Origin of the sequence: Streptococcus oralis, from assembly GCF_004127215.1 — a bacterium.
Taxonomy (GTDB): Bacteria; Bacillota; Bacilli; order Lactobacillales; family Streptococcaceae; genus Streptococcus; species Streptococcus oralis_BD.
Genome location: NZ_QEWJ01000006.1, coordinates 1 through 16318 on the forward strand (window position 1 = coordinate 1; position 16318 = coordinate 16318).

Consider the following 16318-nt stretch of genomic DNA (forward strand, 5'->3'; position numbering starts at 1 on the left):
TTACTCAGAGTTAAGTGACGATAGCCTAGGAGATACACCTGTACCCATGCCGAACACAGCAGTTAAGCCCTAGAACGCCGGAAGTAGTTGGGGGTTGCCCCCTGTGAGATATGGAAGTCGCTTAGCTTTTGGGAGTTTAGCTCAGCTGGGAGAGCATCTGCCTTACAAGCAGAGGGTCAGCGGTTCGATCCCGTTAACTCCCATAGGTCCCGTAGTGTAGCGGTTATCACGTCGCCCTGTCACGGCGAAGATCGCGGGTTCGATTCCCGTCGGGACCGTTTAAGATAACGGAAGTTATTTTAGACTCGTTAGCTCAGTTGGTAGAGCAATTGACTTTTAATCAATGGGTCACTGGTTCGAGCCCAGTACGGGTCATATTTGCGGGTTTGGCGGAATTGGCAGACGCACCAGATTTAGGATCTGGCGCTTAACGGCGTGGGGGTTCAAGTCCCTTAACCCGCATAATAGAGATTAGCCGGCTTAGCTCAGTTGGTAGAGCATCTGATTTGTAATCAGAGGGTCGCGTGTTCAAGTCATGTAGCCGGCATTTTTTTATATAGAATAAGAGGTCGATGCGAACGTAGTTCAGTGGTAGAACACCACCTTGCCAAGGTGGGGGTCGCGGGTTCGAATCCCGTCGTTCGCTTAGAGAGGCCGGGGTGGCGGAACTGGCAGACGCACAGGACTTAAAATCCTGCGATTGGTAACGATCGTACCGGTTCGATTCCGGTCCTCGGCATATACTAATGGGCACCCTTAGCTCAACTGGATAGAGTACCTGACTACGAATCAGGCGGTTAGAGGTTCGACTCCTCTAGGGTGCATTTTTTTATAAAACGGGAAGTAGCTCAGCTTGGTAGAGTACTTGGTTTGGGACCAAGGTGTCGCAGGTTCGAATCCTGTCTTCCCGATTGATGGCGGTGTAGCTCAGCTGGCTAGAGCGTCCGGTTCATACCCGGGAGGTCGGGGGTTCGATCCCCTTCGCCGCTATAATGATCTTGTTGGACCTTTAGCTCAGCTGGTTAGAGCTCTCGGCTCATAACCGAGTGGTCGTAGGTTCAAGTCCTACAAGGTCCATTGAAAATAATGGAGGATTACCCAAGTCCGGCTGAAGGGAACGGTCTTGAAAACCGTCAGGCGTGTAAAAGCGTGCGTGGGTTCGAATCCCACATCCTCCTTTCATAATAACGCGGGATGGAGCAGCTCGGTAGCTCGTCGGGCTCATAACCCGAAGGTCGTAGGTTCAAATCCTACTCCCGCAATTTGGCTCGGTAGCTCAGTTGGTAGAGCAATGGATTGAAGCTCCATGTGTCGGCGGTTCGATTCCGTCTCGCGCCATATCATATTTTGTAAGCGGATGTAGTTTAGTGGTAAAACTACAGCCTTCCAAGCTGTTGTCGCGAGTTCGATTCTCGTCACCCGCTTTGAACTTTGTTCAATACCAAGTTTTTAACTTGGGCGCGTAGCTCAGGTGGTTAGAGCGCACGCCTGATAAGCGTGAGGTCGGTGGTTCGAGTCCACTCGTGCCCATTTGATTATTATAATGGAGAATTACTCAAGAGGCTGAAGAGGACGGTTTGCTAAATCGTTAGGTCGGGTAACTGGCGCGGGGGTTCGAATCCCCCATTCTCCGTAAACTAAGAGTGTCATCTCTTTTTTTATTGTCTTTGTGTGATAAGTTTACCCCCTCTTAGTGAACTGCACCCCAAAAGTTAGACAGAAAAAATCTAGCTTTTGGGGTGTTTTTATTATGAAGTTAACTTATGATGATAAAGTTCAGATCTATGAACTAAGAAAGCAAGGACAAAGCTTCAAGCAGCTTTCAAAAAGATTTGGAGTGGATGTTGCTGGTCTAAAGTATATGGTGAAATTAATTGACCGTCATGGCATAGAAATCGTTAAAAAAGGGAAGAATCGTTACTATTCTTCTAAATTGAAACAAGAAATGATGGATAAAGTCTTGCTGGAAGGTCGTTCGCAAAGAAGTGTCAGTCTTGATTATGCTCTCCCAAACCAAGGAATGCTTCCAAATTGGCTGGCGCAATACAAGAAAAACGAGTATACTATTCTTGAGAAAACAAGAGGGAGACCAGCTAAAATGGGACGTAAACGGAAGAAAACTTGGGAAGAAATGACAGAACTGGAGCGACTTCAGGAGGAGAATGAACGCTTACGGACTGAGGTGGCCTACCTAAAAAAGTTAAAAGAGTTAGAGGAAAGGGAGGAAGCCCTAGAGCGAGAAAGGCAGAGACAGTTAGAGAAATGGTTTCAGGAGGATTTCGACTAGATTTTCTTCTTGAAACAGCACGTCTAGCTCGCTCGACTTACTATTATCAATTGAAGCAACTGGATGGGCTTGATAAAGATAAAGAGCTTAAAACCGAAATTCAGGCCATTTATAGTGAGCATAAAGGAAATTACGGCTTTCGTAGAGTTACTCTTGAACTAAGAAATCGCGGATTTACAGTGAATCATAAAAAGGTTCAACGTCTAATGAAAATACTTGGTCTAACAGCTCGTATTCGTCGTAAACGCAAGTATTCTTCCTACCAAGGAGAGATTGGCAAGAAAGCAGAGAATCTCATTCAACGCCAGTTTGAAGCATCAAGGCCAATGGAAAAGTGCTATACGGATGTGACAGAATTTGCCATTCCAAATAGCACACAGAAACTCTATTTATCGCCTGTTTTAGATGGATTTAACAGTGAAATTATTGCTTATCATCTTTCTACTTCGCCCAACTTAGAACAAGTGAAAGTCATGTTGGAACAGGCCTTCACAGAGAAACACTATGAGAATACTATTTTACACAGCGACCAAGGCTGGCAATACCAACACGATTCTTATCATCGGTTCCTAGAGAGTAAGGGAATTCATGCATCCATGTCACACAAGGGCAACAGCCCAGACAATGGTATGATGGAGTCCTTCTTCGGTATTCTTAAGTCTGAGATGTTTTATGGTTATGAGAAGTCGTTTAAATCACTTGAACAATTGGAACAAGTTATTGTAGACTATATTGATTACTATAACAATAAACGAATTAAGGTCAAACTAAAAGGACTCAGTCCAGTGCAATACAGAGCTAAATCCTTCGGATAAATTAATTGTCTAACTTTTTGGGGTCAGTACATAGTTTACAAGAGGGGGATTTTATTATTACCAGCTCGTTAGGGATATTTCTCCGCTATTTAGCCAAATTGTTTTTTTATCTTCTAGTTCGACTTGAAGTTGACCTGTGTTTGAGATGTCTTTTGCAAGGCCTTTTTTCTCTTTTCCATCTAGCTGGAAGGTGACTTCTTTTCCAAGAACTAAAGATCTCTCTTTATAGATATAAAGTAGCTCATCTGGATCAGTCTTGTAGAAACAGGTCCATATTTCGCTAATCAACTCATTGCGGCTAATTGGGGTAGGTAGTGTGAATAAACTTCCTGCTTTCTCGTTTAAATCGTCTGGGAAATTTGTAATAGAAAAATTTATTCCAAGTCCGATAATGACATCTGTCACTAAACCTGTTTCAACGGACGTCATAGCTTCGGTAAGGATACCTGCTATTTTTTTATGTTTAAAGTAGATGTCATTTACCCATTTGATATCTACTTCAATCAAGGTCAGATTTTTAATCGCTTTGTAAATTGCACCAGCTACAAGGAGAGTATAGGAAGGAAGTTTTTCATAGGGAAGATTTGGTTGAATATGCAAGGACATATAAATTCCCCCTTGAGAAGGTGAGTAGTAAGGACGCTGAAAGCGTCCACGCCCTGCTGTCTGACATGTGGAAAGATAGAGGGTGTTTCCCTTGTTTCCATCCTCAATACCTTTTTTTGCATCTGTTTGTGTTGATTTGGTTTCAGGTTTGTAGAGAATGGTTAAGTTGGTTTTTTCTTGAATCAAATCAGGCAATATCAAATCACCTTGAATAAGCTTGTATCCTCTATTTTTGATACTGTCAATTTCTAAGCCTTCTAATTGAAGGCGTTGGATTGCTTTCCATATGGATGTCCGACTTAGATTCAGTTCTTCGCCAATTTTTTCCCCACTGACATAGTCGTTTTCTCTGGCTAGTATTTGGTAGACTAGTTGGTGTGATTTCATACTTTCTTTCCTTTTTACTGTCGTTCAATAGTAGATATTTTCGCCTTTCTTATATTCTACCATAGCTTTTCCTTTTTTAGGAAGTTTACTTCTTTTTCATCAGCGACAATTTTTTTGTAATGCTTATTATGACAGAGTGCATATACTTGTATTCCTACCTAAAAGTTTTTTCATTTTGATAACGTGTTCATTGTTCCCAAATGACGGAAAAAATGGTAGAATATAAAGATAGTTTAGCATTTATCTTCTGGAGAAATCCAGAACAGAAAGGATCCGTTTTGAAATCAATTGGATTACTGGATAAGATAAGAGGGCTTTCGAAAAAAGATTTCTTTTTGTATTTGATGATCATAAGTATCTTTTTACCTTTTTATTTATTCTTAGGGCTCTTTGCTTTATATTTGATAGGTTTACTTGTTACTGGAGAGATGAAGGGAATTATCAAAGGATTGGCCAAACATCCTGTACTTCTCTTTTTTATTGCCTACAGTAGTATCATCTCCATCGTCGCCAAGAACTGGCTTGGATTGGTTGCATCTTTACTGATGTTTCTCTTCCTCATTTTCTTTAGTTTTTACCAGAAACGTTTGACACATGCTTTCTTCCGTTTGATTTTGCAAACAATCTTGTTTGGCAGTGTGCTCTCCGCGGCTTTTGCTACTTTGGAGCATTTCCAAATTGTAAAGAAATTTAACTATGCCTTTCTTTCGCCTAATATGCAAGTATGGCACCAGAACCGTGCAGAGGTAACCTTCTTTAATCCGAATTACTATGGGATTATCTGTTGTTTCTGTATCATGATTGCCTTTTATCTCTTTACAACGACCAAGTTAAAATGGTTAAAAGTCTTTTGTGTGCTAGCAGGTTTTGTAAATCTATTTGGTTTGAATTTTACGCAGAATCGAACAGCCTTTCCTGCCATTATCGCTGGTGCGATTATTTATCTTTTTACAACCATTAAAAACTGGCGTGCCTTCTGGCTCAGTATTGGAGTTTTCGGGATTGGCCTTTGCTTCCTCTTCTCAAGCGATTTGGGTGTCCGTATGGGAACATTAGATTCTTCAATGGAGGAGCGTGTTTCAATCTGGAATGCGGGTATGACTTTGTTTAAACAAAATCCTATCTGGGGTGAAGGACCACTGACCTATATGAATTCCTATCCGAGAATCCATGCTCCCTATCACGAACACGCGCACAGTCTTTACATTGATACCATTTTGAGTTATGGCTTAATTGGAACAATTCTCCTATCCATTTCTTCGGTTATCCCAGTTCATATGATGATGGATATGAGTCAGGAGTCTGGTAAACGACCAATTATCGGTCTTTATCTCTCCTTCCTTACAGTAGTAGCTGTACATGGAATTTTTGACCTGGCTCTCTTCTGGGTTCAGTCAGGATTTATCTTCTTGTTGGTTATGTGCAGTTTACCACTGGAACATCGTACCTTAGTAGCGGACATGACGGACTAAGTTTATAAATAGTGAAGATCTTCTACCTTGAGTAGGAGATTTTTTTAATTGCGAAATTATTCCCAAATTCAAACAGTTGACATATGAAATAATGGGTGTTACAATAAAAATAATTCGATATAGAAGAAAATGGAGACGGAATGGATAAGATGATAGGGGGCTACCAAACTCTACAGATTCGTTTATTGAATGGGCGTATCTTTCAAAAGCTATTGAGGAAGGAACCAGAAGCTCAATACAGAAGTGAACAAGGGAAAATTTTAACAGTGCTTTGGCAAAAAGAAAATGGTAGAGCAACTGCTACGGATATCGCCCTTGCTTCAGGACTAGCTAACAATACCCTGACCAGCATGATTAAGAACTTAGAAGACCAGGGCTTGGTTACTGTAAAACCTTGTACTCAAGATAAGAGAAGAAAATTTGTTAGTTTGACCGAATTGGGTTGGGCACAAAAGGAAATTGGGGATCGTGTTAGTAAAGAGTTGGGCGATATTTTCTACCAAGGCTTTTCGGATCAAGAAATCCGAGAATTTGAGGCTTATCAAGAGCGAATTATCTCAAATCTAAAAGCTAAAGAAAACGAACTATAGAAGGGAAAATGCTTATGATTGGAATTACGGGTGTAACAGGGAAATTAGGCTCCTATGTGCCTAATCTTGTCGATAAGAAAGGAATCGCTTCCGTCCATCTAGCACGAAGCCCAGAGCGTGCAAAAGTCTACGCGTCTGCGGAAATTCGTAAGATGGTGTATGCCAATACTCCAGAGGTCGTTGAGGCCTTAAAGGGGCTCGATGTCCTGTTGATGGTCTCTGCTCGGGAAAATCCAGAGCGTGTGAAGGAACATAAGAGTTTTTTGGATGCCGCAAAGCTAGCGGGGGTGCAGCATATCGTCTATACCTCCTTTTACGGGGCAGATGAAAAGGCAACCATTACCTTATCTCGGGATCATGCCCAGACGGAAGCTTATATCAAGGAGTTAGGATTCACCTACACTTTTCTAAGAGATAATTTCTACTTGGACTTATTTATTGATATTGCGCTTGAAAATGGAGAAATTCGTGGTCCTGCTGGCAGCGGCCTTGTGTCAGCTGTTGCCCGTAAGGATACATCTAGGATTGCAGCAGAAATTCTATTAAATCCTAAGGAATGGGAAAATCAAACCTTAAATCTAACAGGGCCAGAGGATCTTTCCATGGAAGAGATCGTAGCGCATCTCTCAAAAGAGACCGGCAACTCCATCAGGTATGTAGATGAATCGCTAGAAGAACCCTATGAGTCACGGAAAAAATGGCCAGCACAAACTTGGGAGTACGATGCCTGGGTCACTACCTATACAGCTATCAAAGTTGGGGAACAAGCTGGGGTTTCAACAGATGTCGAAAAAGTCCTAGGGAATCCAGCAAGTAGCCTATTGGATATTCTTAGAGACAGAAAACTTATTGAGGAAGAACATGATTGAATACAAGAATGTAGCGCTATGCTATACAGAAAAAGATGTCTTGAGAGATGTCAATTTACAGATTGAGGATGGTGAGTTCATGGTTTTAGTGGGTCCTTCTGGTTCCGGTAAGACAACCATGATTAAGATGATTAACCGCCTTTTAGAGCCAACAGATGGCAATATCTATATGGATGGCAAGCGCATCAAGGAATATAATGAGCGAGAGTTGCGCCTTTCTACAGGCTATGTCTTACAGGCTATTGCCCTCTTTCCCAATCTAACGGTTACGGAGAACATTGCGCTGATTCCAGAAATGAAGGGCTGGACTAAGGAAAAAATTGCTCAGAAAACAGAAGAGCTTTTGGCTAAGGTTGGTTTACCAGTAGCTGAGTATGGGCATCGCCTACCTAGTGAATTATCTGGTGGAGAACAGCAACGGGTTGGTATTGTCCGTGCCATGATTGGTCAGCCTAAGATTCTCCTCATGGATGAGCCCTTTTCGGCCTTGGATGCTATTTCGAGAAAACAGCTACAGATTCTGACGAAAGAATTACATAAAGAGTTTGGGATGACAACGATTTTTGTGACCCATGATACGGATGAAGCCTTGAAGTTGGCGGACCGTATTGCTGTCTTGCAGGATGGAGAGATTTGTCAGGTGGCGAATCCCGAGACGATTTTAAAAGCGCCTGCAACAGACTTTGTAGCAGACTTGTTTGGAGGTAGTGTTCATGGCTAATTTAATCTCAACTTTTCAGGATCGTTTTAGTGATTGGGTAACAGCTCTATCTCAACATTTACAGTTGTCACTTTTGACCCTGTTACTAGCTATTTTTATTGCAGTCCCCTTAGCGGTATTTCTTCGTTATCATGAAAAGATGGCGGACTGGGTCTTGCAGATTGCAGGGATTTTCCAGACCATCCCGTCTCTTGCCTTGTTGGGGCTCTTTATTCCCTTGATGGGAATTGGGACCTTGCCTGCTTTGACAGCACTAGTGATTTATGCGATTTTTCCGATTTTGCAAAATACTATCACTGGGCTGAAGGGAATTGATCCAAGTCTGCAAGAGGCTGGGACTGCCTTTGGGATGACTAGATGGGAGCGTCTCAAGAAGTTTGAAATTCCACTTGCCATGCCTGTTATGATGTCTGGGATTCGGACGGCAGCGGTCTTAATTATCGGTACGGCAACCTTGGCGGCCTTGATTGGGGCAGGGGGTCTGGGTTCCTTTATCCTTTTGGGAATTGACCGAAATAATGCCAGTCTGATTTTGATTGGGGCACTTTCTTCTGCAGTGCTAGCCATTGCCTTTAACTTCCTACTAAAAGTGATGGAAAAAGCAAAATTGCGGACGATTTTCTCTGGTTTTGCCTTGGTGACGGTATTGCTGGGTCTGTCTTATAGCCCAGCTCTCTTAGCTCAAAAAGAGAAAGAAAACTTGGTTATTGCTGGGAAATTGGGACCGGAACCAGAAATTTTGGCCAATATGTATAAACTCCTCATTGAAGAAAATACCAGTATGACTGCGACTGTTAAACCGAATTTTGGGAAGACAAGTTTTCTCTATGAAGCTTTGAAAAAAGGGGATATTGACATCTATCCTGAATTTACTGGTACGGTGACTGAAAGTTTGCTTCAACCATCACCCAAGGTGGGTCATGAGCCAGATCAGGTTTATCAAGTGGCGCGTGATGGCATTGCCAAGCAGGATCATCTAGCCTATCTCAAACCTATGTCTTATCAAAATACCTATGCTGTAGCTGTTCCGAAAAAGATTGCTCAAGAATATGGCTTGAAGACTATTTCGGACTTGAAAAAAGTGGAAGGGCAACTGAAGGCAGGCTTTACACTCGAGTTTAACGACCGTGAAGATGGAAATAAGGGCTTGCAATCAATGTATGGTCTCAATCTCAATGTAGTAACCATGGAGCCAGCCCTTCGCTATCAGGCGATTCAGTCAGGGGATATTCAAATCACGGACGCCTATTCGACCGATGCAGAGTTGGCGCGTTATGATTTACAGGTCTTGGAAGATGACAAGCAACTCTTCCCACCTTATCAAGGAGCTCCACTAATGAAAGAAGCTCTTCTCAAGAAACATCCTGAGTTGGAGACAGTTCTCAATAAATTGGCTGGTAAAATCACGGAAAGCCAGATGAGCCAGCTCAACTACCAAGTCGGTGTTGAAGGCAAGTCAGCAGAACAAGTAGCCAAAGAATTTCTACAAGAACAAGGATTGTTGAAGAAATAGATTGAAAATGTCAAACTCAACTTCTTTAAACGACCATATAGAAAAATGCTCAGACAATCTTGTCTGGGCTTTTTTAGTGTCAGAATTAATGATTTTCATTTTTAAATAGAAAATAAGAGGAAATTTTCAGGATTTTCTAAAATTTTACTGTAAATACACTTGACTATTCAGATAATAGGTGTATAATGTGTTGTGAACTACTTAACAAATAAAGATTTCCAGCTCATGTCGACTAAGAATGGAAATCTTGTGTATAGACAGTTCAGTAGATATATAATAGAGCGTTGCGTCCGAAAGTCTATCCAGACACGGCTCTTTAAAAACAAAAGGAGAAAATATGACGACTTATTTACAAAAGAAAATTGAGAATATCAAAACAACCCTTGGTGAAATGTCAGGTGGTTACCGTCGTATGGTTGCGACTATGGCTGATTTGGGATTTTCAGGAACTATGAAGGCTATCTGGGATGACCTCTTTGCCCATCGTAGTTTTGCCCAGTGGCTTTATCTGCTGGTTTTAGGAAGTTTTCCAATCTGGCTGGAGTTGATTTACGAACACCACATTGTTGATTGGATTGGGATGATTTGTAGCTTGACTGGGATTATCTGTGTTATTTTTGTATCGGAAGGTCGAGCAAGTAATTATCTGTTTGGCTTGATTAACTCTGTTATTTACCTTATTTTGGCCCTACAGAAAGGCTTTTATGGTGAGGTGTTGACGACACTCTACTTTACGATCATGCAACCGATTGGACTTCTAGTTTGGATTTACCAGGCACAGTTTAAGAAGGAAAAGCAGGAGTTTGTCGCACGTAAACTGGACGGCAAGGGTTGGACAAAGTATCTTTCTATTAGTGTTCTTTGGTGGTTGGTATTTGGGTTCATTTATCAATCTATCGGAGCCAATCGTCCTTATCGCGATTCCATTACCGATGCGACCAATGGGGTTGGGCAAATCCTCATGACAGCTGTTTACCGTGAGCAATGGATATTCTGGGCAGCTACTAATGTCTTTTCAATCTATCTCTGGTGGGGAGAAAGCCTGCAAATCCAAGGGAAATACTTGATTTATCTCATTAACAGTCTAGTTGGTTGGTATCAATGGAGCAAGGCAGCAAAAAGCGCTTAAAAATAAAAAAGGATCAGAAGATCCTTTTTTTGTGTTAGAGCAAAATGAGCAATACCGTAATAACGATAGCGCTCGTTATACGAATGATGTGGTGCGATATATGTTGACTTTCTGTCTGTTGGCCGTTCCAGTAGGCTCCATAGCAGACAATACTCGCACCCATAGTCCACAGAAGAATGGTTGCAAGTGGGACGAAGTAAAAGATGGCCAGAGCCAGAGAAGTGAGGCAACTGCCGACCAAGATGCACTTGTTTCCCAGACTGTAGTCCTTTTGTTTCATAGCTGAAAAAGCAGCAGCAAGGTGAAGGAGCGAGAAGGCAAGAGCTAGTACGATTGTTAATATCCCTAAAATCATCGAAGTTAACATAGTTGGTTCCTTTCTGAGTTACAGACTTAGATATCAAGCGGAGTTGTATAGGTCATCTCCATTACCTCAAGGTAAAATCTTACCACTTGGTCTTCTGTATAGGTTTGTCCTTTTTTAAGCCACCAGGTTAGAGTCTCGATAAAGTTCGTCACAACAAAATGCTGGAGGTAGGAGCATGGAATAGTTGGATAGGCTTCTTGCAAGTCATCTGCCACCATGGGGTAAACATGGTGTTCGAGCTCCTTGTGTAGTTGGCGGAGAAAGTAGTCATTTTTTGAAAAAAGAAGACTGGTGACATGGTCCTGGTTTTTCTGAAAATGTAAAAAGATATGTGCGAGGTAGTCTTCGGTAGTTAAGTGTTCTTCCCTTTCAAAGAGATGATGAAAGAGGTAGCGACAGAGTTCATCTAAAAGCAGTTCCTTGCTCTCGTAGTGACAGTAAAAGGTCGAGCGTCCAACATCTGCCAAGTCAATGATATCTTGGACAGTAGTAGCATCATAGCCCTTGTCGTTCAAAAGTTGTAAAAAAGCTTGATAGATGGCTTTTTTTGTCTTGTTGACTCGACGATCTCTTTTTAGCATATAGACACTTGAGACAAACTGTTCAGAACTGAATAAGACTGACCGTTTGCTTCTATCCTTTCTTTGGATTTTATTAGATAATACAAATGAAAGAAGTATGTATATACCCATTATACCAAAGGAGGGAGAGAAATGAGCTCTAAAACATCAATCTGGTTAGCTTTTTTCTTAAATTTAAGCTATGCTATTGTTGAGTTTATCGCAGGAGGAATCTTTGGTTCGAGTGCTGTTCTTGCTGATTCTGTTCATGACTTAGGAGATGCTATAGCCATTGGCATATCAGCCCTTTTAGAAACAATCTCAAACCGAGAAGAAGACGGGCAGTACACCTTGGGTTACAAGCGTTTCAGTCTTTTAGGGGCCATGCTAACGGCTGTGATTCTTATGATAGGCTCTGTCCTAGTGATTTTGGAAAATATCACAAAGATTGCTCACCCGCAACCTGTCAATGAGGAAGGTATCCTCTGGCTGGGAATCATTGCAGTAATCATTAATGTACTAGCAAGTCTGGTAGTTCGTAAAGGAAAGACAAAGAATGAGTCAATTCTTAGCTTGCATTTTTTGGAAGACACTCTTGGTTGGTTGGCCGTCATCCTAATGGCGATTATCCTCCGATTTACAGATTGGTATATCCTTGATCCGCTTTTATCACTGGTTATTTCCATCTTTATTCTGTCGAAAGCCATTCCTCGCTTTTGGAGCGCACTAAAAATTTTCCTAGATGCTGTGCCTGAAGGAGTAGATATCAAACAAGTGAAGAATGACTTGGAGCAATTGGACCATGTGGTCAGTGTTAATCAGCTCAATCTCTGGACTATGGATGGTTTGGAAAAAAATGCCATTGTTCATGTTTGCCTAGAAGAGATTGAACATATAGAGTATTGTAAAGAATCCATTCGTAATTTACTCAAAGATTATGACTTTCAAAATGTCACCATTGAGGTTGATGCAAACCTAGCAAGTCACCAAACCCATAAGCGAAAAATTGAGGAGTTGGGAGTAGGTCAAAGTCATGGACATCATCACTCATAAGAAGTCGATTTTCCATTTGTTGATTATTTTTGATGAATTGTAAATGTAACATCTTTACTCCATTATGAAATTGTGATAGACTACCTATATCACTGAAAGGAGATAGGCGATGTTACAGCTACAACACATTTCAAAAGTCTATCATACGGGCGATCAAGAGTTCCACGCGCTAAAGGATATCTCGATTCGCTTCCGTGAGAATGAGTTTGTCTCTATTCTCGGGCAATCGGGTTCTGGGAAAACCACCCTATTAAATATCATCGGGGGACTCGACCAATACACATCTGGTGATTTACTCATCCAAGGAAAATCAACAAAGCAATTTAAAGACCGCGATTGGGATAGCTACAGAAACCACACCATCGGTTTCGTCTTTCAGTCTTATAATCTCATCGGGCACCAAACTGCACTCTCTAACGTAGAAATTGCAATGACTCTTTCGGGTGTTTCAAAAGCAGAACGTAAGAAACGTGCTATCGAAGTGCTCGAACGCGTAGGCCTAAAAGACCATTTATATAAGAAACCAAGTCAAATGTCTGGGGGACAAATGCAACGAATCGCGATTGCGCGTGCTCTTGTTAATGATCCCAAAGTCGTTTTAGCCGACGAACCGACAGGAGCGCTCGATTCTGAGACTTCTGTTCAAATCATGGATTTATTAAAAGACATCGCCAAGGAACGTTTGGTTATCATGGTGACGCATAACCCAGAGCTGGCACAGAAGTACTCCACACGTATCGTACAAGTATTAGATGGAAACATCTTGAGCGACTCAAACCCATGCGAACCAACAGAGGAGACAAAGCAAGTCAACATCCAGTTCACGAAGACGAAGATGAGCTTTATAACCGCCTTTGTACTTTCCTTTAATAACCTATTGACGAAGAAAGGTCGTACCTTACTAACAGCTTTTGCGGGTTCTATTGGGATTATCGGGATTGCTCTTATCTTAGCCCTTTCCAATGGTGTGAGTGATTACGTTAAAAAGGTGCAGGAAGATACTCTCGTCTCTCTTCCATTGACGATTAGCGAGCAGAACCAGAGCAACTTGTTGGCGACCTCTCCAGATTTGAGCGAGAAGCCTTACAAGGATAATCATGAGCTCGGTATCAATACGATTTTAACGAATTTATTGAAAAAACAAATCGGAAAGAACGACCTAGCTTCCTTTAAGACTTACTTGGAGGAACATGCTTCGAAGGTCGAATCTCTCACAAAAGACATTCGTTACCGATACAATTTACAACCGTTTATCTATGCAAGTGATACTTCCAACGGACCCAAAAGTATTCTGCCTTCAACCTTAGCTGATGAAGTAGAAACAGCGAATCAAACGATGAAGGGATACTTACAAAACCTCAACTACTGGAGTGAACTTTCTAGTGATTCTTCAATGCTAGAAAGCAAGTACGACGTGTTGGAAGGACGCTTCCCACAAGATAAGTCCGAGATCGTCCTTATCGTAGATGAAAACAATCAAATTAGCGACTTGTTGCTCTATAGTTTGCGTATCAAAGATCCCAGTGAATTGAACGATACGAAGAAGCTCGACGAACTCTCTTCTCAAACGTATCAATATAGTGACTTTATCGGAAAAACTTTCAAAGCAGTTGTCAATACAAACCGTTTTGTGAAAGAAAATAACTTATGGGTCAATAAGATTGCAGATGCTTCTTATATGAAAACTCAAATCGAGAATGGGCTCGAACTTAAAATTGTGGGTGTCCTTCGCCAAAAAGACGGCACAAGTTCAAGCGTGAATGCTCCTTCAGGAGGAATCGCCTACACAAGCACCCTTATTGATTACACTTCCGAACACATTCAAAATAGTGATATCGTTAAGGAACAGGAAGCCAATCAAAATCTAAATGTATTTACGGGTAAAGACTTTGCCAAAGATCCTAAACCATTCAGTTCGGAGAATTTAACCGAAGAAGAAAAAATCCAGTTGGCCAAAATGACGCCTGAAGAACAAGCTCAGTATGTCCAACAATATAACGACAACTCGGCTTCAACTTACGAGGAAAACCTCGCAAAAATGGGTGTCATCAACAAATCCAAACCAGCTGCCATTGAGCTCTACACCTCTTCGTTCCAACAAAAACAAGACTTAAAAGAATTCATAAACGCCTATAACACGGCGAAAAAAGAAGCTGGAGAAGACGATAAGGTACTCGCTTATTCAGATGATATCCAAACTATCATGTCTTCAATTACGACATTGGTTGGCGTAGTGACAACTGTGCTCGTTGGCTTTGTGGCCATCTCACTCATTGTATCTTCTATAATGATTTCGATTATCACGTACATTTCAGTTCTCGAACGTACAAAAGAAATCGGAATCCTACGTGCAATGGGGGCTTCGAAGAAAGATATTCGTCGTATCTTCACTGCTGAAACAGCCATCGAAGGATTTGTCTCTGGGGTGCTCGGTATCGCGGTTACTCTCCTTGCGACATTTCCAATCAATGCGATTGTTGCTAAAATGACAAATGTGGAAAATGTAGCGCAATTACCAATAGAAGTAGCTCTAATCCTTATCGGTATTTCGATTGTCCTCACCATGTTAGCCGGTCTAATCCCTTCACGCATCGCCGCCAAGAAAGACCCAGTCGAATCGCTTCGTAGCGAATAACAACTAAACCGCAAAAAGGTGGATAAAAGCCTACTTCTTTATTCACCTTTTTCTATTGGCTGGAAACTATTAAAAACGTAATCGAAAAATCTCTCCTTATAAAACTTAAATTTCGAGAAGAAAAGACTATATTGGACTAAACCAGTGCCTTATCGCCGTTAATAATGATTGATACGAGCGAAAGCTTGACAAAAAGTGTACAATAAAAGTGAGAAACTAATAGAAAAGGAGTGATTCTATGAAGAAAACAGTTTATACAAAAGCTGGTCAGGTTGGTCTTGTTGAAGTGGAGCATCCGCAAATCATTGAGGCAGACGATGCCATTATTCGGATCGTTCGGACTTGTGTCTGTGGCTCTGATCTGTGGAGCTATCGCAATCCGGATATTGAAGCAGGGCATCAGAATAGCGGGCACGAAGCGATTGGTATCGTTGAGGCAATTGGTGATGCAGTGACGACCGTTAAACCTGGCGATTTTGTCATTGCCCCTTTCACACATGGTTGTGGTCAGTGTGATGCTTGTCGTGCTGGTTTTGATGGTTCGTGTGATAATCATCCTGGTAACAACTGGTCAGGTGGTGTCCAGGCTGAGTATATCCGTTTCCACTATGCCAACTGGGCACTGGTTAAAATCCCTGGACAACCTTCTGACTATACAGAAGGCATGCTAAAGTCCCTCTTGACTCTTGCAGATGTTATGCCGACAGGCTATCATGCGGCGCGTGTTGCAAATGTTCAAAAAGGGGATAAGGTTGTGGTCATTGGTGATGGGGCTGTTGGTCAATGTGCTGTTATCGCAGCTAAAATGCGTGGAGCATCGCAAATTATCCTTATGAGTCGTCATGAAGATCGTCAAAAGATGGCTCTGGAGTCGGGTGCGACAGCTGTTGTAGCTGAGCGAGGTCAAGAAGGTATTGCCAAGGTGCGTGAAATCCTCGGTGGTGGAGCAGATGCAGCACTTGAATGTGTTGGAACGGAAGCAGCGGTTGATCAAGCGCTTGGTGTTCTCCATAATGGAGGGCGCATGGGATTTGTTGGTGTACCGCACTATGAAAATCGAGCCATTGGCTCAACCTTTGGTCAAAATACAATAATCGGTGGTGGCCCAGCTTCTGTCACAACATACGATAAGCAATTCTTACTAAAAGCCGTCCTTGATGGTGATATCAATCCAGGTCGTGTCTTTACTTCAAGTTATAAATTGGAAGACATTGACCAAGCCTATAAAGATATGGATGAACGTAAGACGATTAAGGCAATGATTGTGATTGATTAAAAAAATCCTAATGGAGATTTGAGAATCTCTATTAGGAT

13 protein-coding genes, 17 tRNA genes and 1 rRNA gene are annotated in these 16318 nt (G+C 41.8%); 28 read left to right on the forward strand and 3 right to left on the reverse strand.

Features of this window, described 5'->3' with window-relative positions:
• Positions 1-10 precede the first annotated feature (10 nt).
• From rrf to DF216_RS05620, 19 genes are all read left to right on the forward strand, one after another.
• Positions 11-126: ribosomal RNA gene (rrf, locus tag DF216_RS05530) — 5S ribosomal RNA — on the forward strand.
• Between the two features lie 4 nt (positions 127-130).
• Positions 131-203: transfer RNA gene (locus tag DF216_RS05535), tRNA-Val, on the forward strand.
• 2 nt (positions 204-205) lie between these two features.
• Positions 206-278: transfer RNA gene (locus DF216_RS05540), tRNA-Asp, on the forward strand.
• A gap of 24 nt (positions 279-302) precedes the next feature.
• Positions 303-375, forward strand: a tRNA-Lys gene (locus DF216_RS05545).
• Between the two features lie 5 nt (positions 376-380).
• Positions 381-462 (forward strand) — tRNA-Leu (locus DF216_RS05550).
• A gap of 12 nt (positions 463-474) precedes the next feature.
• Positions 475-547, forward strand: a tRNA-Thr gene (locus DF216_RS05555).
• A gap of 27 nt (positions 548-574) precedes the next feature.
• Positions 575-646 (forward strand) — tRNA-Gly (locus DF216_RS05560).
• 7 nt (positions 647-653) lie between these two features.
• Positions 654-739 (forward strand) — tRNA-Leu (locus DF216_RS05565).
• Between the two features lie 11 nt (positions 740-750).
• Positions 751-824: transfer RNA gene (locus DF216_RS05570), tRNA-Arg, on the forward strand.
• A gap of 13 nt (positions 825-837) precedes the next feature.
• A tRNA-Pro gene (locus DF216_RS05575) sits at positions 838-911 on the forward strand.
• Positions 912-916: 5 nt separating this feature from the next.
• A tRNA-Met gene (locus DF216_RS05580) sits at positions 917-990 on the forward strand.
• A gap of 13 nt (positions 991-1003) precedes the next feature.
• A tRNA-Ile gene (locus DF216_RS05585) sits at positions 1004-1077 on the forward strand.
• An 11-nt stretch (positions 1078-1088) separates the two neighbouring features.
• A tRNA-Ser gene (locus DF216_RS05590) sits at positions 1089-1178 on the forward strand.
• Positions 1179-1188: 10 nt separating this feature from the next.
• Positions 1189-1262 (forward strand) — tRNA-Met (locus DF216_RS05595).
• 3 nt (positions 1263-1265) lie between these two features.
• Positions 1266-1338: transfer RNA gene (locus DF216_RS05600), tRNA-Phe, on the forward strand.
• Positions 1339-1353: 15 nt separating this feature from the next.
• Positions 1354-1424, forward strand: a tRNA-Gly gene (locus DF216_RS05605).
• 32 nt (positions 1425-1456) lie between these two features.
• Positions 1457-1530 (forward strand) — tRNA-Ile (locus tag DF216_RS05610).
• A 15-nt stretch (positions 1531-1545) separates the two neighbouring features.
• Positions 1546-1633, forward strand: a tRNA-Ser gene (locus DF216_RS05615).
• Between the two features lie 117 nt (positions 1634-1750).
• Positions 1751-3102 (forward strand): IS3 family transposase gene (locus tag DF216_RS05620; RefSeq protein ID WP_129326219.1). Its coding sequence is split into 2 segments (ribosomal slippage): positions 1751-2192 and positions 2192-3102, totalling 1353 coding nucleotides; the frame shifts between segments, so codons are not numbered across the junction.
• Positions 3103-3159: 57 nt separating this feature from the next.
• Here DF216_RS05620 and birA read toward each other — a convergent pair.
• The gene (birA, locus tag DF216_RS05625) at positions 3160-4095 is read right to left on the reverse strand and encodes a bifunctional biotin--[acetyl-CoA-carboxylase] ligase/biotin operon repressor BirA (RefSeq protein WP_129326220.1); all 936 of its coding nucleotides are present in this window, start codon (positions 4093-4095) and stop codon (positions 3160-3162) included.
• Positions 4096-4373: 278 nt separating this feature from the next.
• On the opposite strand from birA, the gene DF216_RS05630 reads away from it, so the two are divergent.
• The 6 genes from DF216_RS05630 to pnuC all read left to right on the forward strand — a co-directional run bounded on the left by DF216_RS05630 (position 4374) and on the right by pnuC (position 10389).
• Complete coding sequence (locus DF216_RS05630; protein ID WP_129326300.1) at positions 4374-5567, forward strand: O-antigen ligase family protein; 1194 nt, start codon at positions 4374-4376, stop codon at positions 5565-5567.
• Positions 5568-5707: 140 nt separating this feature from the next.
• Positions 5708-6157, forward strand: a complete 450-nt coding sequence (locus DF216_RS05635; protein ID WP_125828097.1) for a MarR family winged helix-turn-helix transcriptional regulator — start codon at positions 5708-5710, stop codon at positions 6155-6157.
• Between the two features lie 14 nt (positions 6158-6171).
• Positions 6172-7026, forward strand: coding sequence for an SDR family oxidoreductase (locus tag DF216_RS05640; protein WP_129326221.1), 855 nt, complete (start codon positions 6172-6174; stop codon positions 7024-7026).
• Positions 7019-7747 carry an ATP-binding cassette domain-containing protein gene (locus DF216_RS05645; RefSeq protein WP_129326222.1) on the forward strand — a complete coding sequence of 243 codons (729 nt, stop codon included), beginning with the start codon at positions 7019-7021 and terminating at the stop codon, positions 7745-7747. Before DF216_RS05640 ends, DF216_RS05645 begins: the two co-directional genes overlap by 8 nt.
• Positions 7740-9260, forward strand: coding sequence for an ABC transporter permease/substrate-binding protein (locus DF216_RS05650; RefSeq protein ID WP_129326223.1), 1521 nt, complete (start codon positions 7740-7742; stop codon positions 9258-9260). Before DF216_RS05645 ends, DF216_RS05650 begins: the two co-directional genes overlap by 8 nt.
• A 337-nt stretch (positions 9261-9597) precedes the next feature.
• Positions 9598-10389 (forward strand): nicotinamide riboside transporter PnuC, encoded by a 792-nt coding sequence (pnuC, locus tag DF216_RS05655; RefSeq protein ID WP_129326224.1) that lies wholly within the window; start codon positions 9598-9600, stop codon positions 10387-10389.
• A gap of 34 nt (positions 10390-10423) precedes the next feature.
• Here the strand turns inward: pnuC and DF216_RS05660 are convergent, their stop codons facing one another.
• Entirely contained in the window at positions 10424-10756 is a 333-nt protein-coding gene (locus DF216_RS05660; protein ID WP_129326225.1) for a glucuronide permease, read from the reverse strand.
• Positions 10757-10782: 26 nt separating this feature from the next.
• Positions 10783-11337 (reverse strand): TetR/AcrR family transcriptional regulator, encoded by a 555-nt coding sequence (locus DF216_RS05665; protein WP_061453817.1) that lies wholly within the window; start codon positions 11335-11337, stop codon positions 10783-10785.
• A 132-nt stretch (positions 11338-11469) separates the two neighbouring features.
• Here DF216_RS05665 and DF216_RS05670 point away from each other — a divergent pair, with 132 nt between their 5' ends.
• From DF216_RS05670 to DF216_RS05680, 3 genes are all read left to right on the forward strand, one after another.
• On the forward strand, positions 11470-12369 hold the full coding sequence (locus DF216_RS05670; protein WP_129326226.1) for a cation diffusion facilitator family transporter: 900 nt from the start codon (positions 11470-11472) through the stop codon (positions 12367-12369).
• A 109-nt stretch (positions 12370-12478) separates the two neighbouring features.
• Entirely contained in the window at positions 12479-15004 is a 2526-nt protein-coding gene (locus DF216_RS05675) for an ABC transporter ATP-binding protein/permease (protein ID WP_129326227.1), read from the forward strand.
• Positions 15005-15242: 238 nt separating this feature from the next.
• Complete coding sequence (locus DF216_RS05680) at positions 15243-16280, forward strand: zinc-binding dehydrogenase (protein WP_125828090.1); 1038 nt, start codon at positions 15243-15245, stop codon at positions 16278-16280.
• The last annotated feature ends 38 nt before the right edge of the window (positions 16281-16318 follow it).

What these genes read in the sequence shown, in the direction of transcription:
- birA (WP_129326220.1), bottom strand. Translation starts at nt 4,095, where the DNA reads ATGAAATCACACCAACTAGTCTACCAAATACTAGCCAGAGAAAACGAC.
- DF216_RS05635 (WP_125828097.1), top strand. Translation starts at nt 5,708, where the DNA reads ATGGATAAGATGATAGGGGGCTACCAAACTCTACAGATTCGTTTATTG.
- DF216_RS05640 (WP_129326221.1), top strand. Translation starts at nt 6,172, where the DNA reads ATGATTGGAATTACGGGTGTAACAGGGAAATTAGGCTCCTATGTGCCT.
- DF216_RS05645 (WP_129326222.1), top strand. Translation starts at nt 7,019, where the DNA reads ATGATTGAATACAAGAATGTAGCGCTATGCTATACAGAAAAAGATGTC.
- DF216_RS05650 (WP_129326223.1), top strand. Translation starts at nt 7,740, where the DNA reads ATGGCTAATTTAATCTCAACTTTTCAGGATCGTTTTAGTGATTGGGTA.
- pnuC (WP_129326224.1), top strand. Translation starts at nt 9,598, where the DNA reads ATGACGACTTATTTACAAAAGAAAATTGAGAATATCAAAACAACCCTT.
- DF216_RS05660 (WP_129326225.1), bottom strand. Translation starts at nt 10,756, where the DNA reads ATGTTAACTTCGATGATTTTAGGGATATTAACAATCGTACTAGCTCTT.
- DF216_RS05665 (WP_061453817.1), bottom strand. Translation starts at nt 11,337, where the DNA reads ATGCTAAAAAGAGATCGTCGAGTCAACAAGACAAAAAAAGCCATCTAT.
- DF216_RS05670 (WP_129326226.1), top strand. Translation starts at nt 11,470, where the DNA reads ATGAGCTCTAAAACATCAATCTGGTTAGCTTTTTTCTTAAATTTAAGC.
- DF216_RS05675 (WP_129326227.1), top strand. Translation starts at nt 12,479, where the DNA reads ATGTTACAGCTACAACACATTTCAAAAGTCTATCATACGGGCGATCAA.
- DF216_RS05680 (WP_125828090.1), top strand. Translation starts at nt 15,243, where the DNA reads ATGAAGAAAACAGTTTATACAAAAGCTGGTCAGGTTGGTCTTGTTGAA.